13 protein-coding genes and 1 pseudogene are annotated in these 19,713 nt (G+C 71.0%); 4 read left to right on the top strand and 10 right to left on the bottom strand.

Annotated features, from left to right (window positions below; genetic code table 11):
- Nucleotides 1–84: 84 nt before the first annotated feature.
- The 4 genes from AC0VYL_RS11585 to AC0VYL_RS11570 are packed head-to-tail and all read right to left on the bottom strand — an operon-like array spanning nt 85 to nt 8,526.
- Complete coding sequence (locus AC0VYL_RS11585; RefSeq protein WP_475483116.1) at nt 85–1,344, bottom strand: TIGR02679 family protein; 1,260 nt, start codon at nt 1,342–1,344, stop codon at nt 85–87.
- Complete coding sequence (locus AC0VYL_RS11580) at nt 1,341–5,519, bottom strand: TIGR02680 family protein (RefSeq protein WP_475483115.1); 4,179 nt, start codon at nt 5,517–5,519, stop codon at nt 1,341–1,343. The genes AC0VYL_RS11585 and AC0VYL_RS11580 overlap by 4 nt, the downstream gene beginning before the upstream one ends.
- A complete protein-coding gene (locus AC0VYL_RS11575; protein WP_475462733.1) occupies nt 5,516–6,955 on the bottom strand; it encodes a DUF2398 family protein in 1,440 nt (479 codons plus the stop codon). The genes AC0VYL_RS11580 and AC0VYL_RS11575 overlap by 4 nt, the downstream gene beginning before the upstream one ends.
- Nucleotides 6,952–8,526, bottom strand: a complete 1,575-nt coding sequence (locus AC0VYL_RS11570) for a TIGR02677 family protein (protein WP_475462732.1) — start codon at nt 8,524–8,526, stop codon at nt 6,952–6,954. The genes AC0VYL_RS11575 and AC0VYL_RS11570 overlap by 4 nt, the downstream gene beginning before the upstream one ends.
- A gap of 203 nt (nt 8,527–8,729) precedes the next feature.
- Here AC0VYL_RS11570 and AC0VYL_RS11565 point away from each other — a divergent pair, with 203 nt between their 5' ends.
- Nucleotides 8,730–9,341 carry a restriction endonuclease gene (locus tag AC0VYL_RS11565; RefSeq protein WP_475483501.1) on the top strand — a complete coding sequence of 204 codons (612 nt, stop codon included), beginning with the start codon at nt 8,730–8,732 and terminating at the stop codon, nt 9,339–9,341.
- Between the two features lie 162 nt (nt 9,342–9,503).
- Here AC0VYL_RS11565 and AC0VYL_RS11560 read toward each other — a convergent pair whose 3' ends face one another.
- The 4 genes from AC0VYL_RS11560 to AC0VYL_RS11545 are packed head-to-tail and all read right to left on the bottom strand — an operon-like array spanning nt 9,504 to nt 14,344.
- Nucleotides 9,504–10,415, bottom strand: a complete 912-nt coding sequence (locus AC0VYL_RS11560; protein WP_475462731.1) for a carbohydrate ABC transporter permease — start codon at nt 10,413–10,415, stop codon at nt 9,504–9,506.
- On the bottom strand, nt 10,412–11,788 hold the full coding sequence (locus AC0VYL_RS11555; protein WP_475462730.1) for an ABC transporter permease: 1,377 nt from the start codon (nt 11,786–11,788) through the stop codon (nt 10,412–10,414). The genes AC0VYL_RS11560 and AC0VYL_RS11555 overlap by 4 nt, the downstream gene beginning before the upstream one ends.
- Before the next feature lie 15 nt (nt 11,789–11,803).
- Nucleotides 11,804–13,135, bottom strand: a complete 1,332-nt coding sequence (locus AC0VYL_RS11550; RefSeq protein ID WP_475483114.1) for an ABC transporter substrate-binding protein — start codon at nt 13,133–13,135, stop codon at nt 11,804–11,806.
- 12 nt (nt 13,136–13,147) lie between these two features.
- Entirely contained in the window at nt 13,148–14,344 is a 1,197-nt protein-coding gene (locus AC0VYL_RS11545; protein WP_475483113.1) for an ABC transporter ATP-binding protein, read from the bottom strand.
- Between the two features lie 257 nt (nt 14,345–14,601).
- Between AC0VYL_RS11545 and AC0VYL_RS11540 the strand changes: the two genes are divergently transcribed.
- Together AC0VYL_RS11540 and AC0VYL_RS11535 are read left to right on the top strand one after the other, a co-directional pair.
- On the top strand, nt 14,602–15,297 hold the full coding sequence (locus tag AC0VYL_RS11540) for a response regulator transcription factor (RefSeq protein ID WP_475483112.1): 696 nt from the start codon (nt 14,602–14,604) through the stop codon (nt 15,295–15,297).
- A complete protein-coding gene (locus tag AC0VYL_RS11535) occupies nt 15,294–16,643 on the top strand; it encodes a sensor histidine kinase (protein WP_475483111.1) in 1,350 nt (449 codons plus the stop codon). The genes AC0VYL_RS11540 and AC0VYL_RS11535 overlap by 4 nt, the downstream gene beginning before the upstream one ends.
- Before the next feature lie 168 nt (nt 16,644–16,811).
- Here the strand turns inward: AC0VYL_RS11535 and AC0VYL_RS11530 are convergent.
- Nucleotides 16,812–17,602 (bottom strand): annotated as a pseudogene (locus AC0VYL_RS11530) (transposase family protein).
- Between the two features lie 452 nt (nt 17,603–18,054).
- Here AC0VYL_RS11530 and AC0VYL_RS11525 point away from each other — a divergent pair.
- Nucleotides 18,055–18,579 carry a hypothetical protein gene (locus AC0VYL_RS11525; RefSeq protein WP_475483110.1) on the top strand — a complete coding sequence of 175 codons (525 nt, stop codon included), beginning with the start codon at nt 18,055–18,057 and terminating at the stop codon, nt 18,577–18,579.
- A 403-nt stretch (nt 18,580–18,982) separates the two neighbouring features.
- Here AC0VYL_RS11525 and AC0VYL_RS11520 read toward each other — a convergent pair whose 3' ends face one another.
- Nucleotides 18,983–19,612, bottom strand: coding sequence for an NYN domain-containing protein (locus tag AC0VYL_RS11520; protein ID WP_475483500.1), 630 nt, complete (start codon nt 19,610–19,612; stop codon nt 18,983–18,985).
- Nucleotides 19,613–19,713: the final 101 nt, after the last annotated feature.

Genomic DNA, 19,713 nt, shown 5'->3' with positions numbered 1-19,713 from the left:
GTACTTCTCCCCCACGTTCGCCCACGTCGCGGGCGCGATGACGGAACACTACTCCCCCGTGCCGCCCGTTTTGTCCACCGGGGGTCACCGCACCCTCAGGTCCCCCAGCAGGGCGGAGTCCACCGACTCCTCGAAGACCACCCGGCCGCGCTCGCACATGGCCACGGCGAGGGCGGGGTCCCAGGGGGTGGCGCGTTCCCTCCCCCTGAGCTCGGGGGACTCGGTACGGACGTGGCCGAGGTAGTCGGCGGCGGACATGCGCCAGGGCTCCGCGTGGTAGCGCTCGATCACGCGTTGGGCGATGTGCGTCCCGTCCCAGTCGAAGTCCCCGTGGTAGCGCAGGCGGGCTCCGGCCGCGACCGCGGCGGCGGCCAACCGGTGGAAGGCGGCCGAGGGCCACCCCTCCGTGCAGATCAGCGGCGCCGACGCCGCCCCCAGCGCTTCGGCGGCCTTCCGGAGCACCGCCGGGTTCTCGCACACGTGGATCACCGGCGAGGTGGGGACCGGCGGGAAACGGGCGAGCTGGTGCAGTGTCACCTGGAAGGGGACCCCGTGGTCGGCCGCCTCGGTCAGCCACGGCCCGAGGACGGGCCCTTCGGCGGGGAGGTTGAGGACCAGCACGCGGCTGGCGAGGTCGTCCTGGACGACGTCGTTCTCCTCCCACAGGGCCCGGCACTCCTCCGCGTCTCCCTCGTCGGGGCGGGTGACCCCGCAACGCGCGGCGAGGGCGGGGAGCACGAGCCTGGACAGCGGGGTCCTGTTGTTGAGCGCCTTGGTGTCTCCGGTGACCTTCACGGCCAGGTGCTGGAGCAGCAGCGGCGAGGCGCCCGAACCGGCGGTCAGTGAGCCGTGTTCCTCCACCGCCTCCAGGACCTGGACGGCGTGCTCGAAGCTCTTGGTTTCCCCCGTACGGACTCGCCGGGAGACGGCGGACCGGGTGGTCGGGTGTTCGAGCCAGGAGCGGAACCACTGCTGATCGTGGAGCGGGCTGGCCAGGGCGGGGACGAGGATGAGTTCACGAAGATCCGCCTCGTCCTCCCGCTCCTGGTTCCGGAAGGACACCGGTTTCCCGAGCGCGTCGAAGAGCTCCAGGAGGCCGAGCCCGTAGCCCCGGCGGACGATGTCGTCAAGGTGCGCCAGGTGGACCTTCACCTGATCGGGCCGGCTCCCGGGTTCCGAACCGAGAAAGCTCCGGATGTTCTGGGCGTCATGGGCGTCCAGGTCCCTGAGCGTGAACCTCCCGGAGAGCGCGCCGTCGCGTTTGGCCAGCTCCTTGTGAGACCTCGTCAGCAACGTCCTCAACCGGGAGCTTCGGAAGACCGCCAGGTCCTCGTGCGTGCTCACGCCGGTTCCTCCAGGAGGGTGCCCTCGGTGGGTTGGGGGACGTAGCGGGTCGGGGTGATACCGAGGAGTTCGGCGGCGAGTTCCTCGTTCCCGGCGAAGCCCGCGTCCGCGTCCAGGGTCTGTTCCCCGTCCCAGAGCATGAGCAGGGCCGAGACGGTGTGGCTGGCCTTGTCGTGGTGCATGTCGTAGTGCGCGGCCATGGGGACGGTGTCGTAGTGCACCCACAGGTCGTGGCCGGTCATGAACATGTCCAGGTCGAAGGTGACCGTCAGGCCCATGAGTTCGGGCTTGTAGCGGTCGTCGATGCCCGCGAAGGCCTCGTCCAGCGCGACCACCCGGGGGCAGGTCGGCGCCGCCGAGGAGTACAGGGCGTTGGCCGCCGCGAACAGGGGCAGGTGGATGGCGGCGGACTTCTCGCCGCCGGACATCTGCTCGTGCTTGTTCTTGGTGAGGGTGACCTCGTCCTTGCCGGGCTCGGCCAGGCGCAGCTCGAACCGGTACCAGTCGCGGTAGTCCAGGACCGCCGCCAGGACCTGCTTGTGGCTGGCCCGGGGGTGGGTGGCGTGGTAGTCGCGGATCATGCGCCGCAGCACGGCGCGGAGTTCGCCCAGCCCTCGGGGGCCGAGTCCGGCGCCGTCACGCCGCACGAGTTCGGTGGCCAGCCGCTGCGGCTCGGAGAGGCCGTCCGACCGCGACCACCGGATACCCACCCGGGTTCCGGAGGACATGGGCCGGGCGCGGGTGTCGCGGTCCATGGCGCGGACCAGCTGCTTGGCGGCGCGGACGCGGTCGTGGACCTGCTGGGCGATCCCGCCGAGGAGTTCGTCCTCCAGGACCCCCTGTTCCTCCTCGCGCAGGAGCGCGCCCTGTTCCTCGACGCGTTCGGCCACGGAGCGGGCGAAGGAGGAGACCGGGTTGCGGCCGTTCTCGTCGTTGACGTGCACGGTCACCAGACCGCTGGGGCCCACCTCGTGGTCCACCCGGTAGCCCTCGGCGTCTCCCCCGAGCGCCTCCTGGAAGGTGCGCAGGGCCTGGGACATGCGGTTGCCGACGGTGCGCAGCTCGGTGTCCCCCACGTCCCTGCCGCCGACCGCCTCGGTGAAGGCGTCGAGCAGGGCGGCGGCCGCGCCGGGCAGGACCTCGCGGACGCTGGAGGCCTCGCCGGTGAGGAGGCGGCGGGCGGCCTCCTCGGGGTGAGGCCACTGGTCGGGGAGGGGCCAGGTGCCGGTCGTTCGGACTCCGACGATCTCGCGCACGGTGGGCTGGGTGAGTCCGGAGAAGGCGGCGGCGTGCTCGAAGAGGGTGGTCAGCTCCCGGGCGAGGGAGTCCCGACCGCTGTCACGGAGAGTTTCGGAGCGCACGGCGTTGTCGTGTTCCTGAGAGGCCTCCTCGGTGGCCTCGGCCCCGCGCGCCCGGACCTCGCGGAGCTCCTCCTGGGCCCGCTCCAACTGGGCGAGGAGTTCTCGTGCCGGGGCGTCGACGGACGCCTCCAGGGTGGCCAGTTCCTCGGCCTCGCGCTGGTGGTCGCCGCGGCTCCGTTCGAGCTCGGCGCGGTCGCCCTCCAGCGCCTCGGTCAGCCGGGCGACGGTGTCCTGGCGCCCGGTGAGGTCGTGTTCGTACTCGGTGATGTCGGCGCGGGTGGCGTGCAGCTTCCGCGCGGTGTCCTGGAACGTCTCCGCCGCGAGGGCGACTGCCTCGACGTCCTCCCTCCGCGTGGGCATGGCGCGTTCGGCGGCCACGGCGCGGACCTGTCGGCGTTCGGCGTCGACCTGGGCGACGGCGGCGTCGAGGTCGCGTCTGGCCTCAGCCCGGGCGGAGCGGGCCGAGGTCAGGAGGGTGGAGTGGCGTTCGAGGGCGCGCAGGGCCCGGACCACCCCGGCGGCGTCGGGCAGGTCCGCGCGGGCGCGGTCGAAGTCCTTGAGGAGTTCGTGGGCTCGGGCGAGCCGTTCACCGAGCTCGGTGTGGCGCGAGGAGAGCTCAGCGATGCGGGCGTCGTGGGCGGCCAGGCGTTCGCGGCGGCGCTGGGCGCGGTTGGTCGCGCCGATGAACTCGGCGGCGGACTTGGGGTGGGCACCGGTGAGCGGCCCCAGCCGGAAGCGGGCTCCGGTGTCCACCCCGGTGTCGACGGGCAGGTCCCCGTCTCCGAACGGGACCGACGCCAGGAGTCGGGCGATGGTGTCCGTCGGAACGTGGTCCTGGGTCTCGGGGACGAGGACATCGGCCAGGGTCGTTCCGGTGGTCCCGGCGCCGGGGAGCAGGTAGGCGTCGGCCTCGCCCCGCTCCAGGGCCTGGCGGGTGAGGTCGGGGTCGGGGTGGATCCAGGCGGTGAGCAGCCCGGCGGCGTGCAGGGCGCCCTCGACGGCGGCGCCGTGGTCGTCGGAGAGGTGGTCGGCGAAGCGGACCAGCTGCCAGAGCGGTGCGCCGGGGCGCTCGTCGCGGGAGGCGGGGCGCAGGGGTTCGGCGGGTGGCGCGTCGTCGCGTTCGGCGGCGATGTGGTCGCGTTCGCGACGGACGGAGGCCAGCTCCTCGCCCAGGGCGTTCCGCTCGGACTCCAGGGTGTTGGCCCGGGTGGCGGCCTGGAGCTGCTGGTCGTGGACGTGTTCGTTGAACACCTGCGCGAGGGTGGGGGTGTCCGCCTCCCCGTAGCGCGCCACGGTGTCCCGCAGGGCCGTCAGGGTGTCCGGACCGACGGTCTCCCAGCGCGCGGACCACGCGTCCAGGGCCTCGGTGGCGGTGCGGCGGAGACCGGCGAGCTCCTCCTCGGCTTCGGCGCACGCCTCCTCCTGCCGGACGAGGGCGTCCTCGGCCCTGGCGGCGGTGGACTCGGCGCGTCCGCGCCCGTCCTCGGCGCGGTCCTGGGCGGCGAGCCGTTCGCGGACGGCCCGCACGTCGTCGAGCCGGGCGCTGGCCCGGGCGCGGGCGGTCTCGGGCAGGTCGTCGCCGGTGTCGGCGTCGCCCTCGGCGTCGTGGACGATGCCGGACCGCTCGGCGGCGGCCACGAGTTCGGTACGCAGCTCCTCGGCGCGGGCGCGCTCGTGCCCGACCCGTTCCGCGACCCGGGCGGCCTCACCGGTGAGGTGGGAGATCTCCTCCTCCTGGGCCCGCACGCGTGCCTGGCCGGTGTCGATCTGACGGGCGAGCTTGTCGTTGCCCTCCCTCCGGACCTGGAGGGCCTGCTGGTCGCGCAGGGTCTCGTGCTGACGCAGAGCCGTGCACTGGGCGTCCAGTCGCGCGGCCTCCCCGGAGAGCCCGGCGGCTCGCTCGCGGGCCCGGTCCCGCGCGTCGGTGGCGCGGTCGAGCTCGACGGCGGCCTCGGCCACGGTCCGCGCGTGGGTGTCGGCCTGCTCGGTGGCGGTCGCGACCCTGGACAGGCGGTGGCGGGCGTTGGCGGTCAGGTAGTCGGCGTAGACGCCGGTGAAGGTCCGGGCGGCCTCGTGGGCGGCGGTGGCGCTGGCGAAGCGGCGCTGGACGGCGGCGAGGTTGGCGAAGTCCCGGGCGGCCTGGTCGACGAGGGCGTCGTCCAGGGGGCTGAGCCCGCCGGTGAGGGTGTGCGAGACCTTCTCCGGGTCCAGGTCCTTGGCCAGCAGGGGGCGGCGCAGGGCGAGCAGGAGGTCCAGGAGCTGGACGTACCGCTCCCCCAGCCCGAACAGGCGCGCGTCGACGGCCCGGCGGTAGTCGGCGGCGGTGGGGTGGTGGGCGTCCTCGCCCAGGGCCGCCTTGAGCTGGCGTTCGGTGAGCGGGCGGTTGTCCGCGGAGAGCAGCCCGAAGTCCACGCCGAGGCGCTGGTCGGTGACGAAGAAGGAGGGGTTGACGCCGTCCCGGTGGCGGTGCGCGCGCATGCCGATGACGAGGGTGACGGTCTCGGTGCCCGCGTCGTCGTCGGCGGCGCGGGCGAACTCCATCCACACGTACCCGTGCGCGGACTCGTCCCCCCGGTAGAGGAGGTTGGACTTCATGGTGCGGTTCTGGCCGCTGAACGGGTCGAGCCTGCGGGCGTCGGTGTAGCCGTCCAGGACGAAGGGGAACAGCACCTCCAGCGCCTTGGTCTTGCCCGAACCGTTGTGGCCGCGCAGGACGAGGCGGCCGTCCGCGAAGGCGAACTCCTCGTCGACGTAGTCCCAGACGTTGACGACTCCGGCCCGGCTGGGCCGGAAGCGGTCGCTCCTGCGGGTCATGGCGCGGCTTCCTCGGTTCCTTCGGTCTCGGGCGGGGCGGGGGGCGTGTCGTCGGGGTCGGTCGGGGGCGGTTCGTCGGCCGGTTCGAGGGGCCCGAACGGCAGCAGGCCGGTGTCGGGGCGTTCGGGCAGGGCGCCCCGGATGTTGCGGTACCGCAGGGCGGCGGGGGTGACCAGGACACCGCCCGGGAGCGGTCTGACCAGGTCGAGGTCGGTGAGCAGGGCCAGGGCGGCGTCGAGCAGGCCGTGCGGGTCCTGTTGCCACGTGGCGGTGAAGGACGCGGCGCCGAACTCCTCGAAGAGGTCCGCGACCATGTCCTCCAGGCGTTCGCGCTCCACCAGGGGCAGCGAGGCGGGCTCCCCCACCGTGGGGGTCTGGTCCGTCTCTGCCCAGGCCAGCTCGGTGACCACACCCTCCCGGGGGACCCCCGCGTCGATCCGGGCGACCAGGTCGGGGTGCTCGTGGACCGGGCCGGGCGCGGACAGGTGGGCCAGGGCCGCCCAGGACTCCTCGAAGTGGGTGGCGACCTGGGCCAGCAGCAATCCGGCGGTGCGGGTGACCGCTCCGCCCCGTCCCGGGAAGGCGCGGTCGGTGAAGGCGCCGGAGGCGTCGGCCAGCAGGACCCCCTCGGCGCGGCGTTCCAGCTTGGTCCCGGTGAGGCGGGCCACCTCCTCGGCGGGTCCCTTGCCGCGCAGGGCGGCCGCCACCTCGGGTTCCACGTCCGCGTAGTACACCACCGGGTACTCCAGCAGCAGGCGGCGGGCGCGCTGGGCGGCCCGCTCTCGCGGGGCGTCCGGGCCGAGGGGATCGCTGAGCAGCCCGGAGGCGCTGTTCAGGTGCTGGATGGGGCGCGTGGGCCGGAAGAGGACCTCGCAGGTCTCGTGGTCGATGTCGAAGAGGGCGTCGCCCTGGTCGCCGCCGCGCGCCCACGCCTCGACGGAGCCGTCGGACAGGTGGAGTGCGCCCCGGTCCAGGAGCCAGTGGGCGACGTCGACCAGCGCCGCCTTGTGGGTGGAGTCGGTGGGGTCGTAGCCCAGGCCCTCGATCTCGTTGGCCGAGGGGGTGAACCCCCGGACCAGGTCACCGAGGCTGATCTCCACCTGGGAGCGCTGGAAGGCGGCCAGGAGCAGGCAGAGGTAGGCCAGGCGGCGGCGGTCGAAGGGCCTGCCCTTGCGGGCGAACGCCTGGCGCTGGGTGGGGTCGAGCAGGTCGAGTTCGCGCACCAGGCGGACGTGGTCGGTGGTGGCCACCAGGGTGTATCCGAACAGGGCGCGCAGGTCCTCGGACATCTGGTCGGCCCAGTGGAGGACCTGGTCGAGGACGCCGGGGCGCGGCCGCGACGCGGTGATGACGTCGCAGGTGAGGACCTTGCGCACGGCCTGCTGGTAGGAGCCCAGGTCCACGGTCTCGACGCGGGGCCGGGCGTGCCGGGTCATCGGTTCCCCTTCCGGGCGGTCGTCCGGGCGGCGCGGGGGGCCAGTTCCACCCGGAAGCCGGGGAGGTGGATCCGGCCTTGGGAGGTGCGCACGGTACTGCCCCGTTCGTCGGGGAGGAGCCTGATCAGGGTGCCCGCGTCGTCGGCGGTGGCGGACTTCAGCAGTCCGACGAGGGCCGGTGACGTGTCCCGTTTCGTGTACGACACCAACCGCGACTCCAGGGCCTTGGTGACCAGCCGCAGCAGGACCTTGGTGTCGCTGTCGTCGAGGACGCGCTGGTGGGCGCCCTCCCGGATCAGCCGCGCGGCGGAGGCGCGTTCGGCCTCGCGGTCCTCGGTCTGGCGGCGGCGCAGTTCGGAGCGGGCACCGGTGTCCCGGCGGACCGGTTTGGGGACCCCGTGGTTGGGTGAGCGGTCACTGCGGAACAGGGTCACCGACACCTCCACCCCGGCGGCGTCGTGCCAGGAGTCGGTGGGCGCGAACTCGTCGCCGTCCTCGTGGGCCACCCCGAGGTGCCGGGCGGAGCGGCTGTTGAACGCGGCCCCCATGAGGGCGTGCGCGGCGCCGTCGTCGGGGGTGTCGAACACCCACGCGGCCAGGTGGCGCAGCTGGGTGGAGCGGTTGACGCCGCCGCGCTGGGCCTCGGTGATCTGCCGTAGGAGGGCGACCACCCCGGACACCGCGGAACGGGTGGCCTGGCCGAGCTCGGCGGCGCGTGTGGGCGCCCCGCTCTCGGAGGCGAACCAGGCGCGCACGGCCCACCAGCGGCGGGACCAGTCCTCCAGGCGTTCGGTGCGGTGCATGAAGAGGCGTTCGTCGGCCTCGGCGGCGCGGGAGAGCAGGGTGGACAGGCCGGTGGCCTCGACCTCGTGGACGGCCCGGTCCAGGCGGGGCAGGTAGCGGTCCAGCTCCGCCATGAAGTCGGACATGTGGACGAGCAGGGCGTTCTTGTGGCGCAGGAACACCTCGGAGGAGGCCTCGGTGGAGCGCAGGATCTCCCCGAGGGTCACGTGGAACTGTGCGGAGCGCCGTCCCATGTCCTCCATCACCGCGTCCAGGCGGGACAGGCGGCGGTAGACGTCCTCGACCCGGCCGGTGCGGTTGGCCTCCGCGAGCGCGCCGAGGTCCTCCAGGACGTCGGAGAAGACCAGGCGGGAGAGGTTGACGTCCTCCACCCGGGCGCCCAGGAGGTTCTCGACGGCGTGGTAGGCGCGGTAGCCGAGTTCGCTGAACTGGTAGACGGACTGCCGGTTGCGGTAGCTGGCCAGGGTGCCCGCACGGGAGGCGTCGTCGAAGCGGTGCAGCACGCCGTCCGCCGCGAGTTCGTCGAGCCGGTGGCGCAGCCCCTGGGCGGGGACCTCGGGGGCCTCGGCGTGGTGCGCGGTGAGCTCGCGCAGGGTGGACTCGACCTCGTCCGCGCCGACCTGGACCTGGTGGACCTCGCGCAGGCGGTCCACGGAGCGCAGGACCCAGAGGTAGGTGACGTGGTCGTCGCGGCGGGTGAAGTTGAACAGCCGGAAGCGGTCACTGACCGCGAGCGCGTCCAGATCCAGAGCCCTGCGCTCGGCCACCGCCGCACCCCCGTGTTCTCGTGGCCGGTCCCGCACCCCCGTGTGCGAAACCACGACTGGGCCATTGTCGCAGCGACCGGAGACGGTCCGGTCCCGGGTCGTCGGCGCCCAGCGGCCGGGTGAGGTCACCGCGTGGAGGAGGGCCGTCACCGCGTGCAATGATGTGCCCCGGTATGTCCCCACCCCCTGGGAGAAGCGTGAGTGTGCGACAGCGTCGGCGCGGGCGGCGATGGGTGCGGCGGCTGCGGGGCTCACTCCCGTTGGCGGTGGTGGCGCTCCTGCTGGGCCTGGGGTGGGTGTTCGACAACGCCGACAGTCCGGGCCTGTGGCTCGCCGGGGGCCTGACGACGGCGGCCGCGGTGGCCGCGCTGGGCTGGTGGGTGTGGTCGAGGGCCCGGCTGGCCCGGGAGCGGTGGCTCGTCGCGCGAACGGGGATCGCGGGGATCGACACCATGACGGGGACCGAGTTCGAGCACCACGTGGCGCTGCTCCTGCGCACCCACGGCTACACCCGGGTGGCGGTGGTCGGTGGCGCCTCGGACGGGGGCGTGGACCTGCGGGCGCAGACGCCGGACGGCAGACCGCTGGCCGTGCAGTGCAAGCGCTGGCGCAGACCGGTGCCGCCCAACGAGGTACGGGCCTTCCTCGGGGCGCTCGCTGGAGGACACCAGGGCTACCTGGGGATGTTCGTGGCCTCGAACGGGTTCACTCGGGAGGCCGAGCGGGAGGCCGGTACCGGGATGGTCCTGGTGGACCGGCACACCCTGGGGCTGTGGATGGCCGGGGAACGCTCCCCGGAGCTGCCGCCCCGCTGAACCCGCCCGGCTGAGCCGCCGCTCTGAGCCGCCCGGCCGCGCACGGAAGCGACCCGTTCCGGCCCCCGCGAACACGAAGGGGCCCCGCGGTGGGAGTGAGGGAGTGTTCCGCGGGGCCCGGCGCCACGGGAGGGCGCCATCGTGGGTGGATCGTGGTGCGGGCTACTTGCCGGAGCCCGCGAACACCCCCTGGATGAAGTGGCGCTGGAAGGCGAAGAAGACCAGCAGCGGCACCAGCATGGACAGGAAGGCCCCCGAGGCCAGCACGTCGATGTTGGTGCCGAACTGGCGCAGCTGCGAGCGCAGCGCCACGGTCAGCGGGGCCGAGTCCGGGCTGGTGAACACCAGGGCCACGAGCATGTCGTTCCACACCCACAGGAACTGGAAGACCGCGAGTGAGGCCAGCGCGGGGCGGGCCACCGGCAGCACCACCTTGCGGAAGATCCGCCACTCGCTGGCGCCGTCCATCCGCGCCGCCTCCAGCAGGTCACGCGGGATGTTCACGAAGAAGTTGCGCAGCAGGAACACCGCGAACGGCAGCCCGAAGGCCACGTGGAACAGGATCGCGCCGACGATGGACCCGAAGATGCCCAGGGCGCCGTACAGCTGCGAGATGGGGATCAGGGCCGCCTGGATGGGCAGCACGAGCAGCCCGACCACGGCCACCATGATCCAGTCGCGGCCGGGGAAGTCCATCCACACCAGCGCGTACGCGGCCAGCGCCCCGATGCCCACGACCAGCAGGGTCGAGGGGACCGAGATGTAGACGGTGTTGAAGAACGACTGCACGAGGACGTCGTTGTCGACCAACGACCGGTAGTTGTCCAGCGTGAGCTCGGTGGGCTTGAGCAGCGCCGTCCACCAACCGCTGTTGGTGTTGTCGGCCTCCGACCGCAGCGACACCAGCAGCAGGCCGATGACCGGCACCATCCAGAACAGGGCGACCAGGGTCAGCGCCACCTGGAGGGTGCCCGAGCCCAGCTTGGAGACGATCCGGGACGCCAGGCCCCGGCGCGGGGCGCCGGACACCGACACCTCGACGACGGAGGGCGACTTCTGGGGCGTGGCGGTCACGAGCGCTCCCGTCGGAAACGGCGGATGTTGAAGTACATGATCGGCAGGACCAGGACCAGCAGGAGGACCACGAGGGCGCTGCCCAGTCCCTGGTTGCCGCCCGCGCCGAAGGACACCTGCCACATCTGGAGGGCGATCACGCTGGCGTCGGCCTGGACCGATCCCGGGGCAATCACGAACACGAGGTCGAAGATCTTCAGGACGTTGATCATCAGGGTCACGAACACCACGAGCAGCAGCGGGCCCAGGAGCGGGATGGTGATCTTGCGGAACACCTGCCACTCGGTGGCGCCGTCCACCCGGGCGGCCTCCAGGGCGTCCCTGGGGATGGCGGACAGCCCGGCGGCGATGAACGTGATCGCGAAGCCGGTCATGATCCACACCCACGAGGAGATGATCACGGGGGTGACCAGGGCCGGGCCCAGCCAGGTCAGGCCGCGGAAGGACTCGGTGAAGTTGTCCGCAGCGAGGTGGATCTCGTACTCCCCCGGCTCCAGGCCGGTGAGGGTGAAGCGGCCGTCGTCACCGGCGGTGGCGCTGGCCACCACCTGCCCGTCCCGGAGGGCGTCGACCATCATGCGGGGCAGGCCGTTCTCACCGTCGTCGATGGTCCCGGCGTCGCCGCCGAGGGCCACGTCCAGCCACACCACGCCCTCGATGGTGTCCCCTGAGGGCTCGGGAGCGGTGGCCGGGGCCGCCTGTTCGGGAACCTCCCCGGGGCGGATGCCGACCAGGGGCAGCGCCACGGTGTCACCCGGCGCGTACGCCTGGGTGGTGGTGAACCCGCCCAGCGAGGGGTCCGCGTCGAGTTCCTCACCGCGCGGGCGTGCCCCGGGGTACTCCGAGGGCGAGGCGAACGCGTCGTGCACGGTCACCACGGCGGCGTTGACCACGCCCCGGTCGGGGTTCTCGTCGTAGACCAGCCGGAAGATGATGCCGGAGGCGAAGAGGGAGATCGCCATGGGCATGAACAGCAGGATCCGGAAGGCCGTGGCCCAGCGGACGCGCTCGGTGAGCACCGCGAAGACCAGGCCCAGGCCGGTGACCAGGGCGGGGGCGACCAGGACCCAGATACCGGTGTTCCGGATCGCGGTGAGGGTGCGGTCGTCGGTGAACATCCGGGCGTAGTTGTCGAGACCGACGAACTGTGATCCGGAGGCGTCGAAGAAACTGCGCACCACGGAGTACACGGCCGGGTAGGCCAGGAAGACGCCGAGGAAGAGCAGGGCGGGCAGCAGGAACAGGGTGGCGGGGCCGAACAGGCGCCGCCATCCCGGGCGGCTGCCGTCGGGCGGCCCGCTGGACGGCTTCCCCGCCGGGGTCCCGTCCGCGCGGGCCGCGCCGTCGGCGGCCCTGGTGTCGTTGGAGGTCATGTTCGCGGGCTCCGTCTAGTTCCCGTAGGCGCGGGCGGCCTCGGCCTCGAGGCGCTCCATGGTGCCCTCGACGTCGGAGGGGTCGCCCAGGAAGTCCTGGAGGGTCTGCCACATGCCGTCTCCGACGGTGGCGCCGAACGCGGCGGGCTGGAGGTCGGAGAGGTCGAAGCGAACGCTGTCACCGGCGTCGACGACCTGTTCCGCGACCTGGCCCAGGACCGGGTCGGCGTAGTCGTCGGCGGTCAGGTTCTGGTTCGGGGAGATGAACCCGCCGATGGACGCCCACTCGGCCGCGGCCTCCTCGGAGGCGAGGAAGCGCAGGAGCTCCATGGTGGCCTCGCTGTCGCTCATGGCGACGGCGGCGTCACCGGCCACGACCACGGCGTCGCCCTCACCGGCGATGCTGGGGAAGGGGAAGATCTGGGCGGTCTCGCCCACGGTGGAGTTGGTGCTGGCGGAGACGACCCCGCCGATGAAGTCGGCGCCCACCACCATGGCGGCGTCGGGGTCGTCGCTGTAGACGTTGACGACGGAGGTGGGGAAGTCGGTCTGGAGGCTGCCGCTGCCGCCGCCCAGCATGAGCTGCTCCTGGCCCCAGATCTCGGCCAGCGTCTCCAGGGCGACCTCGACGGTCGGGTCCGTCCACGGGATCTCGTGTGAGGCGAGCTGGTCGTACTTCTCCGGTCCCGCCGTCTGCAGGTAGACGTTCTCGAACCAGTCGGTGAGGACCCAGCCGTCGGCACCGGCGACGGACAAGGGGCTGATGCCGACGTCGGAGAGGTTCTCGGAGAGTTCGACGAACTCCTCCCAGTTCTCCGGCGGGACGGCGCCGGTCTCGGCGAACAGCTCGTCGTTGTACCAGACCAGGGACTTGTTGGCGACCTTGAGGTAGACGCCGTAGGGGGTGTCGTCGACCGAGCCGATGTCCGCCCAGGCGCCGGCCATGTTCTCGTCGAGGGTCTGGACGACGTCGTCGGAGAGCGGGACCAGGACGTCGTCGGCGGCGAAGTGCTCGATGAGCCCGGCCTGCGGGATGAGCGCGACGTCGGGCTCGTCCCCGCCCTGGATGCGGGTCTGGAGCACGGTCTGGAGGTCGTCACCGGCACCGCTGTAGGAGACCGTGGCGCCGGTCTGCTCCTCGAAGATCGCGAGGACCTGCTCGAAGGCGACCTGCTCGTCACCGGCCCAGGGGCCGACGATCTCCAGGGTCTGGCCGTCGAGGTCGGCGCCGGAGGCCGAGGTGGAGCCCCCGCCGCAGGCGGTGGCGGCCAGGGTGAGGCCGAGCGCGGCGGCGGCCCCGCCGAGGACTCTGGTCCGGTGGGTGCGGTGGGACGTGGGCGCTGTCATGGGGGACGCTCCTCAGGAGTCGTGAATGGCGGTACCGGTGGCGGGGTCGAAGAACTGGAGGCGTTCGGTGTCGACGGCCACGGTGATGGTCTGGCCCTCGTACACGTGGGTGCGGGGGCTGAAGCGGCCGACGAGGACGACGCCGTCGTCGGTCGCGGGGAGGGTCTCGTCGGTCCCGGCGTCGCGGGCGAGTTCGCGGGTGTCCTCGGTGACGACGGGTGCGGCGTCGAGGGGGAAGTGGACGAGGACGTCCGAGCCCATGGCCTCGACCAGGTCCGCGACCGAGGTGAGCGTGGCCCCCTCGGTGCCGCCGACGATCCCGGCGTCCTCCATGTCCTCGGGGCGGATGCCCACGACGACCTTGGCCCCGGCGTAGCCGCGCAGGGCGGGACGGCGGTGCAGGAGGCTGTCGGGCAGGTCGAGGTGCTGGTCACCGATCCGGACGCGGAACCCGCTGTCGCCCTCGTGGAGTTCCACGCAGATGAGGTTCATGCCGGGCGAACCGACGAACCCGGCGACGAAGAGGTTGCGGGGGTGGTCGTACAGCTCCTGGGGCGGGCCGACCTGTTGGAGGACGCCGCGCTTCATGACGGCCACCCGGTCGCCCAGGGTCATCGCCTCGGTCTGGTCGTGGGTGACGTAGACCGTGGTGACGCCGAGGTCGCGCTGGATGCGGGCGATCTGGGCGCGCATCTGCACGCGGAGCTTGGCGTCCAGGTTGGACAGGGGTTCGTCCATCAGGAACGCCCGGGGTTCGCGGACGATGGCCCGGCCCATCGCCACCCGCTGGCGCTGGCCGCCGGAGAGGTTGCCCGGCTTGCGGGTGAGGTGCTCCTCCAGTTCGAGGACGCGGGCGACCTCGCGGACGCGCCGGTCGATCTCGGCCTTGGGCACCTTGCGCAGGCGCAGCCCGAACGCGATGTTCTCGAAGATGTTCAGGTGTGGGTAGAGGGCATAGGACTGGAACACCATCGCGACGTCCCGGTCACGCGCGGGAACATCGTTGACCACCTGGTCACCGATGCGCACGGTGCCCTCGCTGATGGCCTCCAACCCCGCGACCATCCGCAGCGCGGTGGTCTTGCCGCAGCCGGAGGGTCCGACCAGCACCAGGAACTCGCCGTCCTGGATGTCGAGGGAGAGGTCGTTGACCGCGCGGGTTCCGTCCGCGTAGACCTTGCCCAGGCCGTCGATCACGATTTCCGCCACGACACCTCCGTGGAACGGGCACACTGGTGCCCGGTAGCCGGTCGGGCCGGTGGTCGCGGGCCGCGCCGCTGTGACGCGCACCACCACCGGCGATGTGTGACGACAGTAGTGTCGCGCTCCCTAAGGAAGCCTTAACGCAGCGTCTCGTTCGACTTAAACCGCACCGGTCCCGCACCCTCCCGTCACAGCGGTGTTCCGCCTGATCACGGGACGCAGCCGGACTCGTGTGAAGGTGCAACATTCGTTAACGTGTGCGCATGGCAACGGTCTTGCTGGTCGAGGACGACCAGATGGTGCGGGGCGCCCTGGTGCGGGCGCTGAGTGGTCTGGGGCACGTGGTGCTGCCCGTGGGCACCGCCCTGGACGCCCTGCGCGAGGCCGCCCGGCACGAACCCGACCTGGTCATCCTGGATCTGGGGCTCCCCGACCTGGACGGCGCTGCCGCTCTGCGGATGCTGCGCGGTCACAGCGACGTGCCGGTGATCGTGGCGACGGCGCGCGGTGACGAACAGTCGATAGTGCGCCTGCTCAACGACGGTGCCGACGACTACGTCGTCAAACCCTTCTCCAGCACCCAGCTGGCCGCGCGGATGAACGCGCTGCTGCGCAGGTCCGGCCGGGCCTCGGCGGGCGCGGCCCACCCCGGCGAGCTGACCGTGGGCGAGTTGTCGATCAGTCTGACACGGCGGCAGGCGTCGCTGGCGGGCATCCCCCTGGAGTTGTCGCGCCGGGAGTTCGACCTGCTGGCGTACCTGGCAGAGCACACGGGCCGGGTGGTGAGCCGCCGCGAGCTCGTGGAGGCGGTGTGGCACCAGCACCCGTTCGTGGGCCACGACCAGACCATCGACGTGCACATGTCGTGGCTGCGCCGCAAGCTCGGTGAGAGCGCGAGCCAGCCCCGCTACCTGCACACGGTGCGGGGCGTGGGGCTGAAGCTGGTGGAACCGGTGTGAGGAGGCTGCTGGCCCGCGCCGTCACCCTCGCGACGGTGATGGTCGCCGTGGTGATGATCGGTGTGACCGGCGCGTGGGCCTGGTGGGAGGCGCGCGAACGCGCCCAGGAACAGGTCTGGTCGCAGGCCGGGGCGGTGGCCTCGGTGGCCGAGGTGGACCCCGATCCCGCACTGCTGCGGCGCGTGGTGGCCTCGACCTCGGCGGGGGCCCGGGGGCACCTGGCGGTGCACCTGCCCGACGGGACGACCGTCGGCGCCAGCAGGGCCGGGGACGCGGACGTGGCGGAGCTGCGGCGCACCGGGGCGGGGACCGGGGCCCGTGCTGAGGTCCCCGTCGAGGAGGGAACCGCGTACCTCCAGGTGGCCGGGGCGGAGTCGGGCGACGACGTGGCCGTGGTGGAGGTGTACCAGCCCCGCGGGGAGGCGGTTCGCGGCCTGGGACCGGTCCTGGGCGGCCTGGTGGTGATCGCGGTGCTCGTGGTGCTGGGCGCGGTGCTGATCACGGACCGGCTGAGCAGACCGGCCCGGCGTGCGCTGCGCGCCCTCGCGGACACCGCCGTGGAGATCGGCGAGGGGCGGCTGAACGCCCGGATACGCGTACACGGCCCCCGTGACCTGGTGGTGCTCGGTGAGTCCATCAACGCCATCGGTGAGCGCGTGCAGGGGTTGCTGACGAAGGAACGGGAGATGGCCGCCGATGTGTCTCATCGCTTGCGCACCCCGCTGACGGCGCTGCGGTTGGACGCCGAACCGCTTCCCGGCCCGGAGGGCGAGCGGATCAGGGGCGCGATCGGTGCGTTGGAGCGGGACGTGGACGCCATCATCCGCGACGTGCGCCCGCACGAGACGGGTCCGGAGGTCGAACGCGCCTGCGACCTGTCCGAGGCGGTGGTCGACCGCATGGGGTTCTGGTCGATGCTCGCCAACGACCAGGGCCGGGAGGTCACCCTGGAGCTGCCGGACACCCAGTGCCGGGTGGCGCTCTCCGCGCAGGAGTGCGCGGCGGTCCTGGACTCGCTGGTGGGCAACGTCTTCCGCTACACCCCGGCGGACCGCCCGTTCGCGGTGGCGGTGGTGGCGCACGCGGGGTGGGTGACGCTGCTCGTGGAGGACGCGGGGCCGGGGTTCGCGGATCCCACCGCTGCCCTGCGGCGGGGAACGAGCGGCGGCGGGTCGACCGGGCTGGGGCTGGACATCGTCCGGCACGCGGTGGAGGCCACCGGCGGGACGGTCCACCTGGAGCGCGGCAGGCTGGGCGGGGCACGGGTACGGGCGAGGTTCGCCCTGCTGGACGTACCGCACGCGGAGGAGCAGCCCCGAGCCTGGCGCCTTCGGCGATCGGGTTGAGGGCGAGACCTCGGAGGGGATCTCGACGAGTGCGGGGGCGACGGTCAGGCGGTGGAGGGCCGCAGGCGAGCGTAGACCAAGGCCAGATCTCCCTTGCCCCTTGCCTGACGTTTCACTTCGAACTCCTTCGTGGCGGCGAAGAGATCACTCAGGTTTTCCCAGCGAAAGTCATTTCCATGCTTGGTTGAGTGCGAGGGCGGCTTGGGTGATGGCTCCGATGCGGGTGGGGCTGAGGGTGACGTGTTGGAGGGCTCGCCAGCGCTGTTTGAGGTAGGCAGCAGCGCGTTCGCCCAGGGCACGCAGTCCGCGGAGGACTCGGTCGTGGGTGCGGTTGTCCGGGCAGGAGGTTTTGGGGCGGTCGGGGTGGACGGGGGTGGGGTGTGGATGCCGGCGCCCTGGTAGCCCAGTCGGCGAGGGTGGGAATGCCGTCGGTGGCTGCCTTGTACAGGGCGTGGATGCGGGCGGCGGTGATGTCAGGTGTCGAGCCGGGTTCGACCTCGGATATCCACAGCGGGGTGCCGTCAGGAGCGGCGAAGAACTGGATGTTTCCGGCGAAGCGGCGGGCCTTGCCCGAGTACCACAGGTCATTGCCGATCTCCCGGATGCCGGCGAAGCGGTCGCACGAGATCAGGGTGCCGTCCAAGACCACGTGGCTGGGTCCTTCAGCCCGACAGCGGGCAAGGACGTGGTGCAGGCCAGGTGCGCGGGGGCGGCCAAGACGTCGATGCCCTCGTTGAGGTAGCGGTAGCCGGTGGCCTGGAGACGTCGGCGTCCCGGGCCAGGCAGTGCACGCACCCAGCCTCGCGGAACCAGCGCAGCACCATCACCGCCTGGCGGAACAGGCCCAGCACCCGGCTGCCACGCGGTGTGCGGATGCGTCGGCGGTGGGCACCCAGCAGCCGGGCCAGGTATTCCGCCACCGGGCGTGAGACATCGAGAGTGGCAAGATGGGGGACCAACGTGAAGCCTCTGGTTGTGTGGACGAGATCTTGGCAGACCCGTTCTTACCAGGGGCTTCACGTCTGCCCGCCACTCAGGGCAGAGTCGCCCAACTCGTCCCCATACCAGTGATTCACCCGACTCTGCGCGGCCCATTTCGCTGAGAAACCCTGACTGGCCCTGGACCGACGTGATCACCGAAGCCGTGCAACGGCTCGCGTCCATGCCGAACCCCGGCTGACCAGCAGGTCTCTGTCCCTACGAGCAGCACCACCCCCGACCGGAACTGTGGAACCCGACGCGAAAGCCGGTCCGCAGACCTGCACGTGATCAACCCGGACGACCGAAACGGACCGCCAGAGAATCCGACGGACTGCCACGAAAGATCGAGGCTGGAGATAGAGTGCAACATCGGCACGTCGATGGGGCGTGTGCGGATTTGGCCAGACAGCCCTAGCCGCAGGAGTCGCGCATGGGGAACGATTCGAACTTTGGGAAGCGTGCTGCGGCAGCGATCGGAGTCATAGCCTCGGTGTTGGGCATCCTCACCTTCTTCGGGATTCCTGACTGGAACGCGCTCACATCGAAGATTTTCGGCTTTGAGTTCGCAGCTAAGCCTAGTGGCACCGAACTGTTTCCGGTGTCGTTTACTCATCAGGGTTGGACGTTGACAGCCACTTCCCGCCCGGACACTTGGGGCGAGTGCAAGGAAGACTGGGGCTGCATCGCAAATATCAAAGCGGAATACACCGCCGAAGATCCTGGATTAATTGTGATGGTGTCAGTCACTGCCTATGACGATAACGAAGCAGCCACACGACACGTTGACAATCAACGACAATGGGAACAGTCGAATGATGTAGACGGATACGGCTACTCGGCAGTGAGCGGCAGCTACTCCGTCACTGCGGGCGCATTGGATTTCCAGGCAAACGATCCATACACTGCGAGTTCTACAATAGGCAGCCAAGTCCTCTCTAGGCTCCCGCCGGAATAGAGCCCGATTGACATATTCTCAGCAGGATCGGGGGCGCTGTATGATCAGAACGTCGATGCCTTCGTGGAGATAGCGGTAGCCGGTGGCCTGCGATATTCCCCTGTTGCGGGCCAGGCAGTGCACGCACCCAGCTTCGCGGAACCAGCGCAGAACGAACACGGCTTGACGGAATGGGCCCAGCTTCCGCGAACCACGCGACGTGCCAATGAGGCGGCGGTATGCGGCCCGGAGGCAGGCGAGGTAGTCCACCATCGGGCGTGGGACATCGAGCATGGCAGCATAAGTGACCAAACGGACGACCTTGTGGTGAGACCCGTCCTGCCAGGGCTTCACGCCCTTCCATGGTCAAGGCACCGATGTCCCACTCGGGCTGACGCACTCAGATCAACCCACTTCACGAAGATCATTTCGCTGAGAAAACCTGACTGCGCTTGGCAAAGCCGTATTTTCGTGCCGTGAAGTCGACCTTCTGCTCCCTGATGAAGCTGCCAACCGCACCCAAGTCAGCCCATCCCTTTCTTCCTCGACACGCCTCCACCGCGCGGCGGAGCAGGCCAATCGGAGGAGTGGCATCCCTCAACTTGCCCTTGATTTGCCGCACAACCCCCTTCTCCCCGGCCTGACTGGAGGCCGCCAGAAGTTCCTCCAAGAAGAAGTAATCAGAGCACTCCACAACAAAGGACTGAGAGGCCTTGCGCTCTCCGAAGCCGTAGACCAATCGGTTTGACGCGCGCAGGTGAATCGCCAGAATCGTGAAGTCGCCATCACTGGAGACAAGGCAGAACCCGTCGCAGAGACCCTGGTCCAGTAGCATCATCGCTCCGATGACCATTTCGAAATCGGCCGCGTTCTTGCCCCTACCACAGGTCTGTTCCCGTTGGATTCGGTGGGCGCCGAGCTTGCCCTTCCAGCCTTTCAGCTGGTTGCCATTCCAGTTCCCGTAAGCGCGCCTGACACGCACCACCCCGAGTTTCTCGGCTTCTGCGATCAGACACTCTGCATAAGCGGGACTCGTGTTCTCCGCGTCGATCAGGAGCGCCAGGCGCTTGTTTGGTGCCTTCGTGGCTCACGCTCCGTTCAGGGCTGGGAACGGCGGGCCAGACCCGTTTCCGGGCGACCCGGACGACCAAAGTG

The organism is Nocardiopsis sp. iso_238 (assembly GCF_056173325.1).
Note: the sequence above shows the minus strand (reverse complement) of the source record. Positions and strands in the feature narration are given on the sequence as shown.